16 protein-coding genes are annotated in these 15,733 nt (G+C 64.6%); 8 read left to right on the top strand and 8 right to left on the bottom strand.

Going from position 1 to position 15,733, the window contains the following annotated elements; translation table 11 throughout:
• The coding region (locus VG320_RS13635) for an alanine racemase (RefSeq protein ID WP_327200634.1) at positions 1–319 on the bottom strand (319 nt) is incomplete at its 3' end.
• A 218-nt stretch (positions 320–537) separates the two neighbouring features.
• Here VG320_RS13635 and lplT point away from each other — a divergent pair.
• Together lplT and thiD are read left to right on the top strand one after the other, a co-directional pair.
• Positions 538–1,848: a lysophospholipid transporter LplT gene (gene lplT / locus VG320_RS13630; RefSeq protein WP_327200633.1), complete on the top strand. Its 1,311-nt coding sequence runs from the start codon at positions 538–540 to the stop codon at positions 1,846–1,848.
• A gap of 127 nt (positions 1,849–1,975) precedes the next feature.
• A complete protein-coding gene (gene thiD / locus VG320_RS13625; RefSeq protein ID WP_327200632.1) occupies positions 1,976–2,782 on the top strand; it encodes a bifunctional hydroxymethylpyrimidine kinase/phosphomethylpyrimidine kinase in 807 nt (268 codons plus the stop codon).
• A gap of 21 nt (positions 2,783–2,803) precedes the next feature.
• On the opposite strand, the gene VG320_RS13620 is transcribed toward thiD, so the two are convergent.
• Genes VG320_RS13620 through tsaB form a run of 4 tightly spaced genes read right to left on the bottom strand, consistent with a single transcriptional unit; the run spans position 2,804 to position 6,177 of the window.
• Positions 2,804–3,883, bottom strand: a complete 1,080-nt coding sequence (locus VG320_RS13620) for a DUF1853 family protein (RefSeq protein WP_327200631.1) — start codon at positions 3,881–3,883, stop codon at positions 2,804–2,806.
• On the bottom strand, positions 3,880–4,881 hold the full coding sequence (locus VG320_RS13615) for a uracil-DNA glycosylase (protein WP_327200630.1): 1,002 nt from the start codon (positions 4,879–4,881) through the stop codon (positions 3,880–3,882). Before VG320_RS13615 ends, VG320_RS13620 begins: the two co-directional genes overlap by 4 nt.
• On the bottom strand, positions 4,868–5,365 hold the full coding sequence (rimI, locus tag VG320_RS13610) for a ribosomal protein S18-alanine N-acetyltransferase (protein ID WP_327200629.1): 498 nt from the start codon (positions 5,363–5,365) through the stop codon (positions 4,868–4,870). The genes VG320_RS13615 and rimI overlap by 14 nt, the downstream gene beginning before the upstream one ends.
• Entirely contained in the window at positions 5,362–6,177 is an 816-nt protein-coding gene (gene tsaB, locus VG320_RS13605) for a tRNA (adenosine(37)-N6)-threonylcarbamoyltransferase complex dimerization subunit type 1 TsaB (protein ID WP_327200628.1), read from the bottom strand. Before tsaB ends, rimI begins: the two co-directional genes overlap by 4 nt.
• A 186-nt stretch (positions 6,178–6,363) precedes the next feature.
• Between tsaB and VG320_RS13600 the strand changes: the two genes are divergently transcribed.
• The 3 genes from VG320_RS13600 (at position 6,364) to aceA (ending at position 10,555) form a co-directional block, all read left to right on the top strand.
• On the top strand, positions 6,364–6,633 hold the full coding sequence (locus VG320_RS13600; RefSeq protein ID WP_327200627.1) for an acyl-CoA-binding protein: 270 nt from the start codon (positions 6,364–6,366) through the stop codon (positions 6,631–6,633).
• Between the two features lie 438 nt (positions 6,634–7,071).
• The gene (locus tag VG320_RS13595) at positions 7,072–8,829 is read left to right on the top strand and encodes a DEAD/DEAH box helicase (protein WP_327200626.1); all 1,758 of its coding nucleotides are present in this window, start codon (positions 7,072–7,074) and stop codon (positions 8,827–8,829) included.
• 409 nt (positions 8,830–9,238) lie between these two features.
• A complete protein-coding gene (aceA, locus tag VG320_RS13590; protein WP_327200625.1) occupies positions 9,239–10,555 on the top strand; it encodes an isocitrate lyase in 1,317 nt (438 codons plus the stop codon).
• A gap of 109 nt (positions 10,556–10,664) precedes the next feature.
• Here the strand turns inward: aceA and VG320_RS13585 are convergent, their stop codons facing one another.
• Together VG320_RS13585 and VG320_RS13580 are read right to left on the bottom strand one after the other, a co-directional pair.
• Positions 10,665–11,099 carry a universal stress protein gene (locus tag VG320_RS13585; RefSeq protein ID WP_327200624.1) on the bottom strand — a complete coding sequence of 145 codons (435 nt, stop codon included), beginning with the start codon at positions 11,097–11,099 and terminating at the stop codon, positions 10,665–10,667.
• Positions 11,100–11,246: 147 nt separating this feature from the next.
• On the bottom strand, positions 11,247–12,155 hold the full coding sequence (locus VG320_RS13580) for a LysR family transcriptional regulator (RefSeq protein WP_327200623.1): 909 nt from the start codon (positions 12,153–12,155) through the stop codon (positions 11,247–11,249).
• Between the two features lie 123 nt (positions 12,156–12,278).
• Here VG320_RS13580 and VG320_RS13575 point away from each other — a divergent pair, with 123 nt between their 5' ends.
• Both VG320_RS13575 and aceB read left to right on the top strand, forming a co-directional pair.
• Positions 12,279–13,088, top strand: coding sequence for a haloacid dehalogenase type II (locus tag VG320_RS13575; protein ID WP_414696034.1), 810 nt, complete (start codon positions 12,279–12,281; stop codon positions 13,086–13,088).
• A gap of 71 nt (positions 13,089–13,159) precedes the next feature.
• The gene (aceB, locus tag VG320_RS13570; protein ID WP_327200621.1) at positions 13,160–14,752 is read left to right on the top strand and encodes a malate synthase A; all 1,593 of its coding nucleotides are present in this window, start codon (positions 13,160–13,162) and stop codon (positions 14,750–14,752) included.
• 81 nt (positions 14,753–14,833) lie between these two features.
• On the opposite strand, the gene VG320_RS13565 is transcribed toward aceB, so the two are convergent.
• Positions 14,834–15,235, bottom strand: a complete 402-nt coding sequence (locus tag VG320_RS13565) for a gamma-glutamylcyclotransferase family protein (protein ID WP_327200620.1) — start codon at positions 15,233–15,235, stop codon at positions 14,834–14,836.
• A 163-nt stretch (positions 15,236–15,398) separates the two neighbouring features.
• On the opposite strand from VG320_RS13565, the gene VG320_RS13560 reads away from it, so the two are divergent.
• The coding region (locus VG320_RS13560; RefSeq protein WP_327200619.1) for an AraC family ligand binding domain-containing protein at positions 15,399–15,733 on the top strand (335 nt) is incomplete at its 3' end.

Raw genomic sequence — 15,733 nt, 5'->3', positions numbered from 1 at the left:
GCATCTGTTCGTCGCAGTGCACCACCGTCGTGAGGCTATAGCGGTCGATGACATCGATGTCGGTCGGGCGGAAAAATCCCTCGAGCAGCAGGATTGGCCCGGCCCAACCGAGCTCGCGCAGTTTCACCGCTTCTTCGAGGTCGAGCAGACCAAAACCGTCGGTTGCGCGCAGCCCGGGAAAAGCGCGCGCAAGCCCGTGCCCGTAGGCGTTGGCCTTGACCACGGCCCAGATTTTCGACTTCGGCGCGTATTTTCTGACTACGGCGAGATTATTGGCGAGAGCGGTGGTATGGATCGTGGCTGAGAGGGGGCGCGGCATGGGAGTTTTTTCGCAAAGACGCTTTCGAATCAGGAGCTTACAGGGTGTTTTCAGCGCCCGGCAGGCCCGCCAGGTGGGCGGTCAAGGAATGTGCTAGTCCGAATACAGCTATTTTCGTGATATAAAGCCCTGCGCACAACCCATTTCGAACGTAATAAGCCCGGATGCCTCCACCCGTCCGGGGCGGACGGACCGCAGCGAGGACAGCATCGCATCAGATGAAAAAAGGCTTTTACACCATCATGGCCGCGCAGTTTTTTTCGTCGTTGGCCGACAATGCGCTCCTCATCGCTGCGATAGCACTGCTGAAAGACCTCCACGCTCCGAACTGGATGACGCCGCTGCTCAAGCTGTTCTTCGTCCTGTCCTACGTCGTTCTTGCCGCCTTCGTCGGCGCCTTCGCCGATTCGCGCCCCAAAGGGCGCGTCATGTTCATCACCAATACGATCAAGGTTGTCGGCTGCGCCATGATGCTGGCGGGCACCCATCCGCTATTGGCCTATGGCGTGGTGGGTTTTGGCGCGGCGGCGTATTCGCCGGCCAAATACGGCATTCTCACTGAACTGTTGCCGCCCGAGCGCCTCGTCGCCGCCAATGGCTGGATCGAGGGCACGACGGTCGGTTCGATCATTCTGGGCACCGTGCTGGGCGGCGCGCTGATCAGTCCGCATATCGCCGCGCATGTGATCCGCCACACGCCCGCTTCGATCAACACGCCCGCCGAAGCCGCGATGCTCGTGATCATGGCCATCTACGTGATTGCCGCCCTCTTCAATCTGCGCATTCCCGATACCGGCGCGCGCTATCCGCGCCAGGAACACGGGCCGATCCGCCTCATCACCGATTTCGCCGACTGTTTCAACACGCTCTGGCACGACAAGCTCGGCCAGATCTCGCTGGCTGTCACGACGCTGTTCTGGGGCGCGGGCGCGACGCTGCAATTTATCGTGCTCAAGTGGGCCGAAGTGTCGCTGGGCATGTCGCTATCCGAAGGCGCGGTGCTGCAAGCCGTGGTGGCCGTGGGCGTCGCTGCGGGCGCAATGATCGCCGCCGCGCGCATTCCGCTCAAGAAGTCGCTGTCGGTACTGCCGGTGGGCATCATGATGGGCATCGCCGTGATGCTGATGGCGTTCTACACGCGCAACCTGTTTCCGCCGCATTGGGGTCTGCATATCGGCCATATGCGCCTGCCCGGCTATCTGCTGTTTGCGTATCTGTTCCTGATGGTAGTGGGCGCGCTCTCCGGTTTCTTCGTCGTGCCGATGAACGCCCTGCTCCAGCATCGCGGCCACGTGCTGCTCTCCGCCGGTCACTCGATCGCCGTGCAGAATTTCAACGAGAACCTCTCGGTGCTCGTGATGCTGTGTCTTTATGCCGTGCTCGTCTGGCTCGACGTGCCGGTCGCCATCGTGATCGTGTTGTTCGGCACCTTCGTCTGCCTGATGATGTGGCTCGTGATGCGCCGCCATCAGGCCAATCAACGCGCGTTCGACTCGGTCGCGCTGATCGGCGAAAATCACCGGCATTGAAGGCGGCGCGCGCGTGATCGCGCGGCTGCATCATTCAACGTATCCCTCGTATCGACTCTTTCCAGCGCCAGCGCCTGTGCGGCTTCGACTGCGAAGCCCCGCGCGCGGCGCGGCACGCGAAGCTGACATGACTGCTCCGATTTCCAACGTCCTCACGATCGCCGGCTCCGACTCCGGCGGCGGCGCAGGCATCCAGGCCGACCTCAAGGCATTCTCCGCGCTCGGCGCGTATGGCGCGAGCGTCATCACGGCGCTCACCGCGCAGAACACGCGCGGCGTCACCGCGATCCACGCGCCGGATCCGGCTTTCATTACGGCGCAGCTCGACGCCGTGTTCGACGATATCCGCATCGATGCCGTGAAGATCGGCATGCTTGCCAACGCGCCGATCGTGCGTGCGGTCGCCGATGCGCTGCGCCGCCACAAGCCAACGCGCGTCGTGCTCGACACGGTGATGATTTCGAAGAGCAATCACGCGTTGCTCGCGCCGGAAGCGGTCGCCGCGCTGCGCGAGGAACTGCTGCCGCTCGCGGGTATCGTCACGCCGAATCTGCCTGAAGCGGCGGCGCTGCTCGGCGTCGCGCCGGCCACGGACGAAGCCACGATGGTTGAACAAGGCGCGGCGCTGCGCGCGCTCGGCGCTCAAGCGGTGCTGATGAAAGGCGGCCATCTGGGCAGCACGGACAGCCCGGACTGGCTGATCGAAGCCACGGGAACGCTGCGTCTGGGCGGCCCGCGCGTGCCGGTGACAAACACGCATGGCACGGGCTGCACGCTGTCTTCGGCGATTGCCGCGCTGTGGCCGCAGCACCCGACGCTTGCGGATGCGGTCGCGCAGGCCAAGACGTATCTGACGGGTGCGCTCGAAGCCAGCGATCGCCTCGACGTGGGTCATGGCGTTGGGCCGGTGCATCACTTCTGGCGCTGGTGGTAAGCCGCGAGCCCTGTTGCGGCGCTACGGCCGTGCGTAAGCCAGGGCGCGCGCCGGCCAGTCGTCGGGGACGATGAAACCGCGCGAGCGCTCCACATAGCCGCCTGCCCCATCGTCGATAAAGGCCGCGACCATCGTCGGTTCGTGTGGACGCGCGAGGTTCGCGAAAAGCGTCGCGGGATCGGTCGGCGCATCGACCTTCTCAAGCGCCCTGCGCGACGATCTGGCGGCTGCATCGCAGCCGTCTGCATTGGGCTCGCTGACTTGGCTGTTAGTTGCGATGTTGCTTGCAATATCAGACGACGAAGTGAGATGACGCGGTGCGAGCCAGGCCAGCCTCGGCAAGACGCTCCAGCCACCGGCGGCCGTTTTTTGCGCAAAGGCCATCGAGTCGGCGTGCGTCACCCACCAGCCCCGGTTGTGCTCCCGCGCCAGCTCCGGCGCATCGGCGACCTGCTCGTCCGCGCGGTAGAACAGCCAGCCTTTGATGAACATCTGCGCGCGCCACGGCCCTTCGAACCCGAGCGATGCGAACTCGGGCCGCTCGCTCAAACGCAGTTGATGATCGCGCAAATGCGCGAACTTCAGATCGAGACGATCGCGCAGATTCGGCCCGACGTAATCCGCCAGACGCGAGCCGCTTTCGCCTGCTGTCCCGGCGTGCAGAAAGCACTTCACCGCCAGTTCCCAATGCAACCGCTGCCCCGCAGGCGTTTCGACGAGAAAATCGCACTCGCCTAGCGTTCTGCCTTCGCCGCGCAGTGGCACATTGGCGGCAACCAGGCGCGGCTCGGGGCCATTTCCCAGATACCACGCGAGCAAGGTTTCGGCGTAACGGCCCAGGCGCGTGATGCGCGCGCCGTCGAGCGCAGCGTGCAGACTGGAAGGATCGAGATCGAGGCGAGCGAGCCACGCGAGGGCGCGGCCCATCGCCTCGTCATCCGGCCAGGGCTGGGCGAGCGGCATGTGAGCTTGCGCGCGCAACAGATCGGCGCTGGACAACAGCCATACGAGATCGCGCACGGCTGGATCGGTGAAGCGATCGAACAGCGATTCCACTCGCGGCCCGCCTTCGTTGTCCGGCACGGGCCGCACGGCGCTCATTGGCCGCCGCCCGCCTGGCGCCACGTCTCGCGCGCGAGGCACAGATCGGTCCACGCCTTCGACTTGTCCTGCAGGCTGCGCAGCAGATACGCCGGGTGATACGTGACGATCACCGGCACGCCTTCGTACTCGTGCACGCGCCCGCGCAGAGACGCGATGCTGTCGCCGGTCTTGAGCAGGCTTTGCGCGGCGAAGCGTCCCATCGCGACGATGATCTTCGGCTTGACCAGCGCCACCTGGCGCTGCAGATACGGCTCGCAACGCGCAACCTCGTCCGGCTCCGGATTGCGGTTGCCGGGCGGGCGGCACTTGATGACGTTGGCGATATAGACGTTCTGGGTGCGCGCGAGTGTGAGCGAACGCAGCATATTGTCGAGCAGCTTGCCCGCCTGCCCGACAAACGGTTCGCCCTGGCGATCTTCGTTTTCGCCCGGCGCTTCGCCGATCAGCATCCAGTCCGCCTCGCGATCGCCCACGCCGAACACGGTATTCGTGCGCTTCTCGCACAGGCGGCAGCGCTCGCACGATGCGACACGTTCGGCCAGCGCGTCCCAGTCGAGCGTGGCGACGTCATCGCGCGGCGCGCGCACGGGCTCGATGTCGTGCGGCAATGCCGGTTCGGGCATCGCATCGAACCAGGCGAAATCTTCTTCGGTGAGCGGGGGCGGTTCTTCGATCGAAGGCTGCGTCGGCCTTGCGGGTGCGACGCGTTGCGGCTGGACTGGCGAGACGTCTTCCGCGGCAAAGGCATCGTCGGCGCGGGGCCCGGGAGGGTTTGCGCGCTTTGTGACAGGCTCAAGCGCAGGCGCAGGCGCCGCAGCTTCGCGAACGGCGGCGGCCCGTGGCGCCTGGATTGCAACGTCAATCGCGACTTCGGCCACGACTTCCACCGCAGCGCTCGCAACAGGCCCCGCTTGCGGCGCCATGATCGTCACGCCCTTACGCACCCAGCGGGGCGCGAGGCCCAATTCTTCCAGCGCGATCTCATCGAGCGGCATCCGCGCCCCCTTCCAGTGCAAAAGAAAAACGCATCACGATCGCGTCCTCGCGGCTGTGATGACGGGCCGGATAGTAATTCTTGCGGCGCCCGATCGTGACGAAGCCGAACTGCTCATAAAGCCGGATCGCCCGGTAATTGGACGGCCGCACTTCGAGCAGCAGCCCTTCGAGTCCCTGCACGCGCGCGATGCGCACGCCTTCGCGCAGCAGCGCAAGGCCCGCACCCACGCCCTGCGCCTGAGGCGCAACGCACAGATTCAGCAGATGCATCTCGTCGACCACGGGCATCAACACGCAATAGCCCAGCAGCGTGCCCGTCACATGACGCATGCAGATGCCGTAGTAGCCGTTGCGCAGCGAGTCTTCGAAATTGCCGCGCGACCACGGGAATTCATAGGCGGACTTCTCGATGACGACGACCTCGTCGAGATCGCTTTCCGTCATCTGCGAGAGATAGCGGTCGGTCATCAACACGCCGCTCATCGGCTTCCCTCCGGGGCGTCGCCACGGGCGTCTTTTTCGGCTTTTTCCGCCTTCGCCGCCATGCGCTCGGCGGTGGTCTGCGCGACCTTGTTGCGCACGTACTCGGGCGCGGCCTGGTCGGCGGGCACGGTGCGCCCCGCGCGGAACGCGCGCAGCGCGGCATGGGCAAGCGGCACGGCATGCGGCAGCGCTTCGGCGTCGATCGTGCGCGCGGAGCTGGCGGGCGCCAGTCGCGCGCCGAATGCCGCCGCCGCGTTGCCCGCCAGCGTGAACGGCGCGTCGGGCGCGACGATCGCTTCCGGCGCGTCGAGCGAGGCCGCCTGCAACGTGCGCCAGTCGCCAGCGTCACCCGCCGTGACATCCCACGCGTAATCGGCCCAGTACGCCTCGTCCATGCGCGCATCGAGCGCCGCCAGCACGCGCGCGGTCGAAGGATCGCGCAGACGCGCACTTTCCGCGCAGACGAGCAGCGTGCTCACCGGCACCACGGGAATATCGAGGCCGAACGCGAGGCCTTGTGCCACGCCCGTCGCTGTGCGCAGCCCCGTGAAAGAGCCTGGACCGGAGCCGAAGGCGATCGCATCGCAATCGGCCAGCGTGAGGCCCGCTTCGGCAAGCAGTTCGCCGATGGCGGGCAACAGGCGCGTGCTGGAGACGGCGCCGGTGGCTTCGTGGCGCACCCAGACGCGCGGTTCGGGTTGAACGGCGTCACCAGCGGCGTGAGAGGCTTCGGCGGCCGTGGCGGCGCGAAGCAGCGCGACCGAGCAATATTCGGTCGAAGTATCGAGGGCAAGCAGGACGGTTTCAGTCATGACCGCTATTGTAATGCGCCGCTCCCGCGCAGTCGCCGCCTGGGCATGAGTCATGCACCCGCCCGCACGCTGACGGCGTGTGCCTGACTAGAGTGGAGGAATCGTTCCAGCCCCATGCAGGATGAGCGCGCTGGCACGCTGGTAGGATCGATAGGCTGAATCGATATCCCAGTGGAGGAAAAAACTATGAGCGATGTAAACGCCCAATTCGCGCAAGCCCAGCAGGACGTCCAGCAACTGACGGAGCGCCCGGGCAATCTGACGCTGCTGCGTCTGTACGCCCTGTTCAAGCAGGCCACCGAAGGCGACGTGCACGGCGACAAGCCCGGTTTCACCGACATCGTCGGCAAGTACAAGTACGATGCCTGGGCTGCACTGCAAGGCACCGCCGAAGACACTGCAAAGTCGCAGTATGTTGAACTGGTCGAGTCGCTCAAGAGCGGCGCGACCAGCTAGGCACATAATCCAGCCCTATTTCTGTCGGAATCTTTCGATCAGACTGACGGCAACGCAGCACCCGCCCTCGCCCCTTGCGTCAGGCTGTCGCAGGGCGCGAGGCGCACTATGCGCTGGCGCGGCGCAACAAAAAGAGATACAATGCCTGCTGCGTTGCGCTCCGGTCGCCTTTGCGATCAGCAATACGCCTCGTAGCGTTAAGCTCCAATCCAGTTTAGAACCTGTCCCCCCCTGCCGTGGCCCAGTTATCGGGCCGTCAAGATTCAGGCTGGCGACTGGCCAATCCCGGCTAGAGTCGCACCCAAAACAGCTTCTAACGAAAAAATCCGCCCTTTCGTGGTGCGGATTGCCCCCGTTTTTCGATTTGTTCGCAAAATCAGACGACTTGGGTATGCCGATTGGCGCCGACGTTCTATTTCCTGTGTACCAAGGATTTTCATGACTTCGAGCAATACCCAAAGCCCCCTCGACGCGATCGCTAACGACGCCCTCGGTCTCGACGCTGCTGTTGCCGCCGCTTCCACGCAAGCCCCCGCGCAAGCCGCCGAAGTACCCGCAGGTCCGACGTTCGAATCGCTCGGTCTGTCGCCGGAGATCGTCTCCGCGCTGATCGCGGCGGGCTATAAGGCTCCGACGCCCGTGCAGGAACGCGCCATTCCTGCCGGCATCGCGGGCCGCGACCTGCTGGTCTCCAGCCCGACCGGTTCGGGCAAGACCGCAGCCTTCATGCTGCCGGCGATCGAGCGCTTCGCGCAGATCCAGAAGGCACAAGCCGCACAACCGCGCGAACCGCGTCCGCAAGGCGCCGAAGGCCAGCAAGGCCGTCATCGCCGTCCGCAACAGCCGGTTGCCCGTCCGGGCCTGCTCGTCCTCACGCCCACGCGTGAACTGGCCATGCAGGTGACCACGGCTGCCGCCACTTACGGCAAGCATCTGCGCCGTCTGCGCACCGTCAGCATTCTGGGCGGCGTGGCGTATGGCCAGCAGCTCATGCTGCTCGCCAAGAACCCCGAGATTCTCGTGGCAACGCCGGGCCGTCTGCTCGACCACCTCGAGCGCGGCCGTATCGACCTGTCCGAACTCAAGATGCTCGTGCTCGACGAAGCCGACCGCATGCTGGACATGGGCTTCATCGACGACATCGACACGATCGTCGCCGCAACGCCGGAAACGCGTCAGACGATGTTGTTCTCGGCTACGCTCGACGGCAAGATCGCGTCCGTCACCGGCCGTCTGCTGAAGGATCCGGAGCGTATCGAGATCGTCCGCAAGGTCGAAGCCGCTTCGAACATCGCCCAGACCGTGCACTACGTGGACGACCGCGATCACAAGGATCGTCTGCTCGACCATCTGCTGCGCGACGAGGGCCTCGACCAGGCTATCGTCTTCACGGCAACCAAGATGGACGCTGACCAACTGGCTGGCCGTCTGGCAGACGCCGGTTTCGAATCGGCTGCCCTGCACGGCGATCTGCCGCAAGGCGCGCGTAACCGCACGATCCGCGCGCTGCGCGAGCGCCGTGTGCGCGTGCTGGTGGCAACCGACGTGGCAGCACGCGGTATCGACATCCCGGGCATCACGCACGTGTTCAACTACGACCTGCCGAAGTTCGCGGAAGACTACGTCCACCGTATCGGCCGTACGGGCCGTGCAGGCCGTTCGGGCACGGCGGTGAGCCTCGTTCACCACGCCGAGCAAGGCGCGCTCAAGCGCATCGAGCGTTTCGTGCGCGGCACGCTGCCGGTCAACGTCGTCGCAGGTTTCGAGCCGCGCAAGTCGCCGCCCGCAAACCGTGGCTTTGGTGGCGGCCGTGGCCGTCCGGGCGGCGGCAACGGCGGTGGCCGTCGCTTCGGCAACGGCGGCGGCAAGCCGGGTGGCTACGGCAACAGCCGTGGCGGCAACGGCGGCGAGCGCAGCTTCGGCAACGGTGGCAACGGCGGCGAACGCAGCTTTGGCGACCGTAACAACAACGGCGGCGATCGCAACGGCAATAGCTGGGGCAACCGTTCGGAAAACTCGCGCGGTGGCTACGGCCAGCGTGAAGGCGGCTACGGCGCATCGCGCCGCGAAGGCAGCGGCGGCGATCGTGGCGGCTACAGCCAGCCGCGCGGCGAAGGCTTCGGCAACCGCTCGCGTGAAGGCTTCAGCGGCGCGCGTCGCAACGACGGCCCGCGTGGCGCACGTCGCGACAGCTAAGCAATGACTGGCGTAGCTCGACGATGCAGGCGGAATGAAGATTCCGCCTGTCTCACCCGAGTCACGATCGGCAGATAAAAAGACCGGTGCCCAGGCACCGGTCTTTTTTTGTTTACACGCCGCATTTCACGATACGGAAAAATTTTTTGCGTGGTAAAAAATCGTGCTGCGTGGCACAACAGGCGCCATTGCAAGATGGAAAACCGCGTTTCTCATCCCAAAACGCATCAAATAAGCACTTGATTTTATTCGAATAAAAAACAAACAATTTCCCTCATGCCCGTCTGTTGCAGGGCGGTCGATACGCCTAGACTCTTATATAAGAGTTTGCGAATCAAAACGCTTCAGCTCAGTAGTTCCGATCAGCGGTTCCTCTATCAGCTAATCAGGTCAACGGTAGGAGCTCACCATGTCGACTCGTCAACAGCAGGCGCAGCAGCTTCAGCAGCAATGGGAAACGGATCCGCGCTGGAAGGGCATCAAGCGCAACTACACGGCAGAAGACGTGGTCCGTCTGCGCGGCTCGATCCAGCCCGAGCACACGCTCGCGAAAAACGGCGCCGAAAAGCTCTGGCATGGCGTGAACAACGAGCCGTTCATCAACGCGCTGGGCGCCCTCACCGGCAACCAGGCGATGCAGCAGGTGAAGGCCGGCCTCAAGGCGATCTATCTGTCGGGCTGGCAGGTCGCGGGCGACGCGAACCTCGCGGGCGAAATGTATCCCGACCAGTCGCTCTACCCTGCCAACTCGGTGCCGCAAGTGGTCAAGCGCATCAACAACACGCTCACGCGCGCCGACCAGATCCAGTGGTCCGAAGGCAAGAATCCCGGCGACGAAGGCTACGTCGACTTCTTCCAGCCGATCGTGGCCGATGCGGAAGCGGGCTTCGGCGGCGTACTCAACGCGTTCGAGCTGATGAAGGCGATGATCGAAGCCGGCGCGGCGGGCGTGCACTTCGAAGATCAGCTTGCGTCGGTGAAAAAATGCGGCCACATGGGCGGCAAGGTGCTGGTGCCGACGCGTGAAAACGTCGCCAAGCTCACCGCCGCGCGCCTGGCCGCCGACGTCTGCGGCGTGCCGACCGTGCTGCTCGCGCGCACCGACGCCGAAGCCGCCGATCTCGTCACCTCCGACATCGACGACAACGACAAGCCGTTCCTGACCGGCGAGCGCACCGTGGAAGGCTTCTTCCGCACGCGCAACGGCCTGGAACAGTCGATCTCGCGTGGTCTCGCCTACGCGCCATACGCCGACATGATCTGGTGCGAAACCGGCAAGCCGGATCTGGAGTTCGCCAAACAATTCGCCGAAGCGATCCACAAGGAATTCCCGGGCAAGCTGCTGTCGTACAACTGCTCGCCGTCGTTCAACTGGAAAAAGAACCTCGACGACGCCACCATCGCCAAATTCCAGCGCGAGCTGGGCGCGATGGGCTACAAGTTCCAGTTCATCACGCTGGCAGGCTTCCATTCGCTGAACTACTCGATGTTCAACCTCGCGCACGGCTATGCGCGCCAGAACATGAGCGCGTTCGTCGAGTTGCAGCAGGCCGAGTTCGCCGCCGCCGAAAAGGGTTTCACCGCCGTGAAGCATCAGCGCGAGGTGGGCACGGGCTACTTCGACGCCGTGACGCAGACCGTCGAGCGCAATGCGTCGACCACGGCGCTGCACGGTTCGACGGAAGACGAGCAGTTCTTCGAGAGCAAGGACCAGAAGGTCGCGTAATTACGTAGTGGCAATGGCAGTACGACAGTGGCGGCGGCCGGCGTGCGAGTCCTTGGCGGGACGCGCCGGTTGCCGCTGCCGTCACCCGCCAGGCCAGCGCGCCACGGCGTCAGCGATAGACGATCACCGGAATCTTCGTATGGGTCAGCACGCGCTGCGTTTCGCTGCCGATCAGCAGGCTGCCCAGACCGCGGCGCCCGTGCGAGGCCATGAAGATCACGTCGCAGCCGCAGTTTTCGGCGGCTTCGATGATGCCGAGGTACGGCGAGGGATGCACGCTGACGCAGCTATCGCAACTCACGCCGGCAGCGCGCGCGGCCTCCTCCACTTCGTCCAGATGCGCGCGGGCCTCGCGCTCACTGCGCGTCTGGAAATCGCCGGGCAGTTCGATCACCACATCGGCGTAAGGCGAGTACGGATATTGCGGCAGACAGGCGTAGGCGGTCATGCGCGCACCCACCGTGCGCGCCAGGTCGATCGCGCCGTCGATGGCCTTTTGCGACAGGTCCGAACCGTCGGTCGGAACGAGGATGTGCTTGAACATGGCGCCCTCCGTATTCGTCTGGGCTGCGGGCCTGCTTGACGCGAATTTCACGCGATCCTGAATCGATTGTAGTGCGCGAAGAAGCACCGCAAGACGCGCCTACGGGCTTCTCCGCATAGTGGAAACGCGCAAATCAAGACTGCGCATTCACTCCTGCCCCCAGTAACCCGGTTGACCGTAGGTATGTTTGAGATAGTCGAGAAACAGGCGCACGCGCAGCGGCAGATGGCGGCGCTGCGGAAACACGGCATGAATGCCGATGGGCGGCGCGGCGTAAGCGTCGAGCACGCTCGCGAGCCGGCCCGCCGCGATGTCGTCGCCGACTTCCCACCACGAGCGCCACGCCAGTCCGTGGCCTTCGAGACACCATTCGTGCAGGACGGCGCCGTCGGAGCATTCCATCGTGCCGGACACGCGGATCTGCACCACCTTGCCGTCCTCCTGAAAGGTCCAGCCGCGCTGCTGGTTCAGACTCGCGCCAAATGCGAGGCAGTTGTGACGCGCCAGATCGGCGGGCGTGTCGGGTGCGCCGCGCCGCGACAGATAAGCGGGCGACGCCACCACTACGCGCCGGTTTTCGCCGAGCTTGAGCGACACCAGCGACGAATCGGGCAATTCGCCCAGCCGCACCGCGCAATCGAAGCCTTCGTTGACGAGATCGACCAGACGGTCGGACAGATCGAGCGTGATGGTCACGTCCGGATGCGCGCTCGTGAAGTCGGGCACGAGCGGCGCGACGTGACGCCGTCCGAAGCCCGCAGGCGCAGACACGCGCAAATGGCCGCTCGCCTTCACGCCGCCCGCCGAAACACTCGCCTCTGCGTTCTGCAACTCATGGATGATGCGCTGACAGTCCTCCAGAAACGCCGAGCCCTCAAAGGTCAGCGTGAGCCGGCGCGTGGTGCGCACCAGCAGTTTCACGCCCAGCCGCTCCTCCAGCGCGTCGATACGCCGGCCGATGATCGCGGGCGCGACGCCTTCCGCCTGGGCGGCGGCGGAAAGACTGCCCTTCGCGGCGACGGTGGCAAAGGTTTCGATCTGTTTGAAGCGGTCCATGAGCGCGCCTTTAGTCCAATGCGTGGATTCGGCGCACAGATTAGGTGGGTAAAAGTAAAAGATCAAGTGATCATTCCCGACTTTTTCCACCATTGCACTCATGAATACAATGCTCCTCGACCTCTGATGATGGAGTGCAAGGCTATGTCGGCCACAACGACAATCCACAATCCCAAAGCAGTGATCTTCGACGCGTACGGCACGCTTTTCGACGTCCATTCGGTCGTCGCCGCCGCCGAGCAGATGTTCCCCGCTCACGGCGAAGCGCTGTCGCAGCTCTGGCGTCTCAAGCAGATCGAGTACACGCAGTTGCGCACGCTGTCGGACCCGGCGGGCTCGCGCTACAAGCCGTTCTGGGAGATCACGCTCGACGCGCTGCGCTACGCGGCGCGCCGCCTGAACCTGCCGCTTACCGGCGCGGGTGAAAAGCGCCTGATGGACGAATACGCCTGCCTCTCCGCCTTCCCCGACGTGCTGCCGGTCCTGCGCCGGCTGCGCGAGCCGCGTGAAGACGGCACCCGTCCGGGTCTCGCGATCCTCTCGAACGGCAATCCGCAGATGCTCGACATCGCCGTGAAGAGCGCCGGCATGAATGGCCTCTTCGATCACGTCCTGTCGGTCGATGCGGTGCGCGCCTACAAACCGGCAGCCGCGGCCTACGCGCTCGGCACCAACGCCTTCGACGCCGCGCCGCGCGACATCGTCTTCGTGTCGTCGAACGGCTGGGACGCCGCGGGCGCGGGCTGGTTCGGCTACACCACGTTCTGGATCAACCGCCAGCGACTGCCCGCCGAAGAACTCGGCGTGGCGCCGCATGGCACCGGCGGCGGCATGGCCGAACTTGCCGCCTTTATCGCCGCCTTTCCCGTTTCACTTTCCGACACCGCCGCAACCGCCGAACGAAGCCGTCCCCGCCCCAGCCCGGGCGCATGACGGCATCGTTCAGCCAGCACGGTAATAACAACACCCACGCATTCCAATCTGACCGACCAAGGAGTTAGCAAATGGCGAACACGTTGCAACTGCCGCAAGGCATGCAGATCACGGCCGAGATCCAACCCGGCTTCGAACAGATCCTCACGCCCGAGGCGCTCGAACTCGTCGCGAAGCTGCACCGCGCCTTCGAGCCGCGTCGGCAGGAACTGCTGAAGGCGCGCGTCGAGCGCACCCAGCGCCTTGATGCGGGCGAGCGTCCCGACTTCCTCGCAGAAACGAAGTCGATCCGCGAAGGCGACTGGAAAATCGCCGCGCTGCCGAAGGATCTCGAATGCCGCCGCGTCGAAATCACCGGCCCGGTCGAGCGCAAGATGATCATCAACGCGCTGAATTCGGGCGCGGATTCCTACATGACCGACTTCGAGGATTCGAACGCGCCGAACTGGGATAACCAGATCACCGGCCAGATCAACCTCAAGGACGCAGTGCGCCGCACGATCTCGCTCGAACAGAACGGCAAGTCGTACACGCTCAACGACAAGATCGCCACGCTGATCGTGCGCCCGCGCGGCTGGCATCTCGACGAAAAGCACGTGACGGTCGATGGCCAGCGCGTCTCGGGCGGCATCTTCGACTTCGCGCTCTACCTGTTCCACAACGCGAAGGAACTGATTTCGCGCGGCAGCGGCCCGTACTTCTATCTGCCGAAGATGGAAAGCCACCTCGAAGCGCGCCTGTGGAACGACATCTTCGTCGCCGCCCAGGAAGGCGTGGGCATCCCGCGCGGCACGATCCGCGCGACGGTGCTGGTCGAGACGATCCTCGCCGCCTTCGAGATGGACGAAATCCTTTATGAGCTGCGCGAACACAGCTCGGGCCTGAACGCCGGCCGCTGGGACTACATCTTCTCGGCAATCAAGAAGTTCAAGAAGGACGCGGATTTCTGCCTCGCGGACCGTTCGCAGATCACCATGACCGTGCCGTTCATGCGCGCCTACGCGCTCGAACTGCTCAAGACCTGCCACAAGCGCAACGCGCCGGCGATCGGCGGCATGAGCGCGCTGATTCCGATCAAGAACGACGCGACGGCCAACGACAAGGCGATGGGCGGCGTGCGTTCGGACAAGGCGCGCGATGCGGGCGATGGCTACGACGGCGGCTGGGTGGCGCACCCGGGTCTCGTGCCCATCGCGATGGAAGAGTTCGTGAAGGTGCTCGGCGACAAGCCGAACCAGATCGGCAAGCAGCGCCCCGACGTCAACGTGGCGGGCAAGGACCTGCTCGACTTCCGTCCGGAAGCGCCGATCACGGAAGCGGGCCTGCGCAACAACATCAACGTTGGCATTCACTACCTGGGTTCGTGGCTCGCGGGCAATGGCTGCGTGCCGATCCACAACCTGATGGAAGACGCCGCGACCGCGGAAATCTCGCGCTCGCAGGTGTGGCAGTGGATCCGCTCGCCCAAGGGCAAGCTCGACGACGGCCGCAAGGTCACGGCGGAACTGGTGCGCGACCTGATCGGTCAAGAGCTGGACAAGGTGAAGGCGTCGGTAGGCGGCGACACGAAGCCGTACGATCGCGCCGCGCAGATCTTCGAACAGATGTCGACGTCGGAGAATTTCGTCGAATTCCTGACGCTGCCGCTGTACGAAGAGATCTAAGTCTCCTGATCGCTTGATGCGATGAAAAAGGCCCGGCGGATGCGAGTTCGCCGGGCCTTTGTCGTTGATGAGGCTACGTGTTCAGCGCGCGAGCCGGTGCGCGATCCAGTCGCCGCTGTGGATCTGCGGCAGACCAACGACTGCGCGTTCCGCTACCGGATAAAACAGACACTCGATCTGCGCGCCCTGCACTTCCACGCTCACCTGGCGCGCCAGAAACTCCCCTTCGACGCCGGGATAGACTTCCTCGATTTCGTCGAGCACCGGCACAAGCGCTTCGTCGATCTCGTAGACGTCGCCGAGCACCGGCGCCGCCTGCGCATCCACGATCATGCCTGGATATCGCCCGAAGTCGAACAGCCGCCCCGCCACGCTGCTCTGTCCGACCAGACGCGGCTCGCGCAGCGCATGACGCGCCGCCGCCAGATTGATGTCGTTGATTTCGCCGGCGCGCAGCGTGCCGTAGACGAATACGTATTTCATCCCTTCGGTTCCTCTCTGTTGCGTTCCATCCGGGCGCGTGGCCAGAAAATGATCGGCAGCATTATGCGGCCTGACGCCGGCACCGTGGGCGCATTCTGACGAGGCTGTCCGCGCTGCGCCACACACGCCTAAAATGATGCCGACAGAATCGCCCGGACCCGCCATGCCCTCTGCCTCACCATCGTTGCCGCTGGACTCTTTGCCGCCCGCCGAACTCGCCGATATCCCGCGCGAGTTCGAGCCGAACAGCGAGCATCCGATTCGCGTGCGCTCGCGGCCCATGGCGGCGGGCGTGCGCATCGCGCGTCATACGCACGCGTGGGCGCAGCTCGCTTACGCGTCGCGTGGCGTGCTGCGCATGGCCACGCCCGGCACGACCTGGATGGTGCCGCCTTCGCGCGCGATCTGGGTGCCGCCCCACGTCACGCACGAAGTCTCGATCGTCGAGGATGCGTTTTTGCGCACGCTCTATGTGGATGCCTCGGTGATTCCGCCGGG

The sequence above is a fragment of the Paraburkholderia sp. genome (assembly GCF_035948235.1).
GTDB lineage: Bacteria > Pseudomonadota > Gammaproteobacteria > Burkholderiales > Burkholderiaceae > Paraburkholderia.
The sequence above is the reverse complement of the archived record's forward strand: the minus strand, read 5'-3'. Positions and strand labels throughout refer to the sequence as shown.

What these genes read in the sequence shown, in the direction of transcription:
- VG320_RS13565 (WP_327200620.1), bottom strand. Translation starts at nt 15,235, where the DNA reads ATGAAATACGTATTCGTCTACGGCACGCTGCGCGCCGGCGAAATCAAC.
- tsaB (WP_327200628.1), bottom strand. Translation starts at nt 6,177, where the DNA reads ATGACTGAAACCGTCCTGCTTGCCCTCGATACTTCGACCGAATATTGC.
- VG320_RS13595 (WP_327200626.1), top strand. Translation starts at nt 7,072, where the DNA reads ATGACTTCGAGCAATACCCAAAGCCCCCTCGACGCGATCGCTAACGAC.
- VG320_RS13585 (WP_327200624.1), bottom strand. Translation starts at nt 11,099, where the DNA reads ATGTTCAAGCACATCCTCGTTCCGACCGACGGTTCGGACCTGTCGCAA.
- VG320_RS13615 (WP_327200630.1), bottom strand. Translation starts at nt 4,881, where the DNA reads ATGCCGCTCGATGAGATCGCGCTGGAAGAATTGGGCCTCGCGCCCCGC.
- thiD (WP_327200632.1), top strand. Translation starts at nt 1,976, where the DNA reads ATGACTGCTCCGATTTCCAACGTCCTCACGATCGCCGGCTCCGACTCC.
- lplT (WP_327200633.1), top strand. Translation starts at nt 538, where the DNA reads ATGAAAAAAGGCTTTTACACCATCATGGCCGCGCAGTTTTTTTCGTCG.
- VG320_RS13620 (WP_327200631.1), bottom strand. Translation starts at nt 3,883, where the DNA reads ATGAGCGCCGTGCGGCCCGTGCCGGACAACGAAGGCGGGCCGCGAGTG.
- aceA (WP_327200625.1), top strand. Translation starts at nt 9,239, where the DNA reads ATGTCGACTCGTCAACAGCAGGCGCAGCAGCTTCAGCAGCAATGGGAA.
- VG320_RS13600 (WP_327200627.1), top strand. Translation starts at nt 6,364, where the DNA reads ATGAGCGATGTAAACGCCCAATTCGCGCAAGCCCAGCAGGACGTCCAG.
- rimI (WP_327200629.1), bottom strand. Translation starts at nt 5,365, where the DNA reads ATGAGCGGCGTGTTGATGACCGACCGCTATCTCTCGCAGATGACGGAA.
- VG320_RS13580 (WP_327200623.1), bottom strand. Translation starts at nt 12,155, where the DNA reads ATGGACCGCTTCAAACAGATCGAAACCTTTGCCACCGTCGCCGCGAAG.
- aceB (WP_327200621.1), top strand. Translation starts at nt 13,160, where the DNA reads ATGGCGAACACGTTGCAACTGCCGCAAGGCATGCAGATCACGGCCGAG.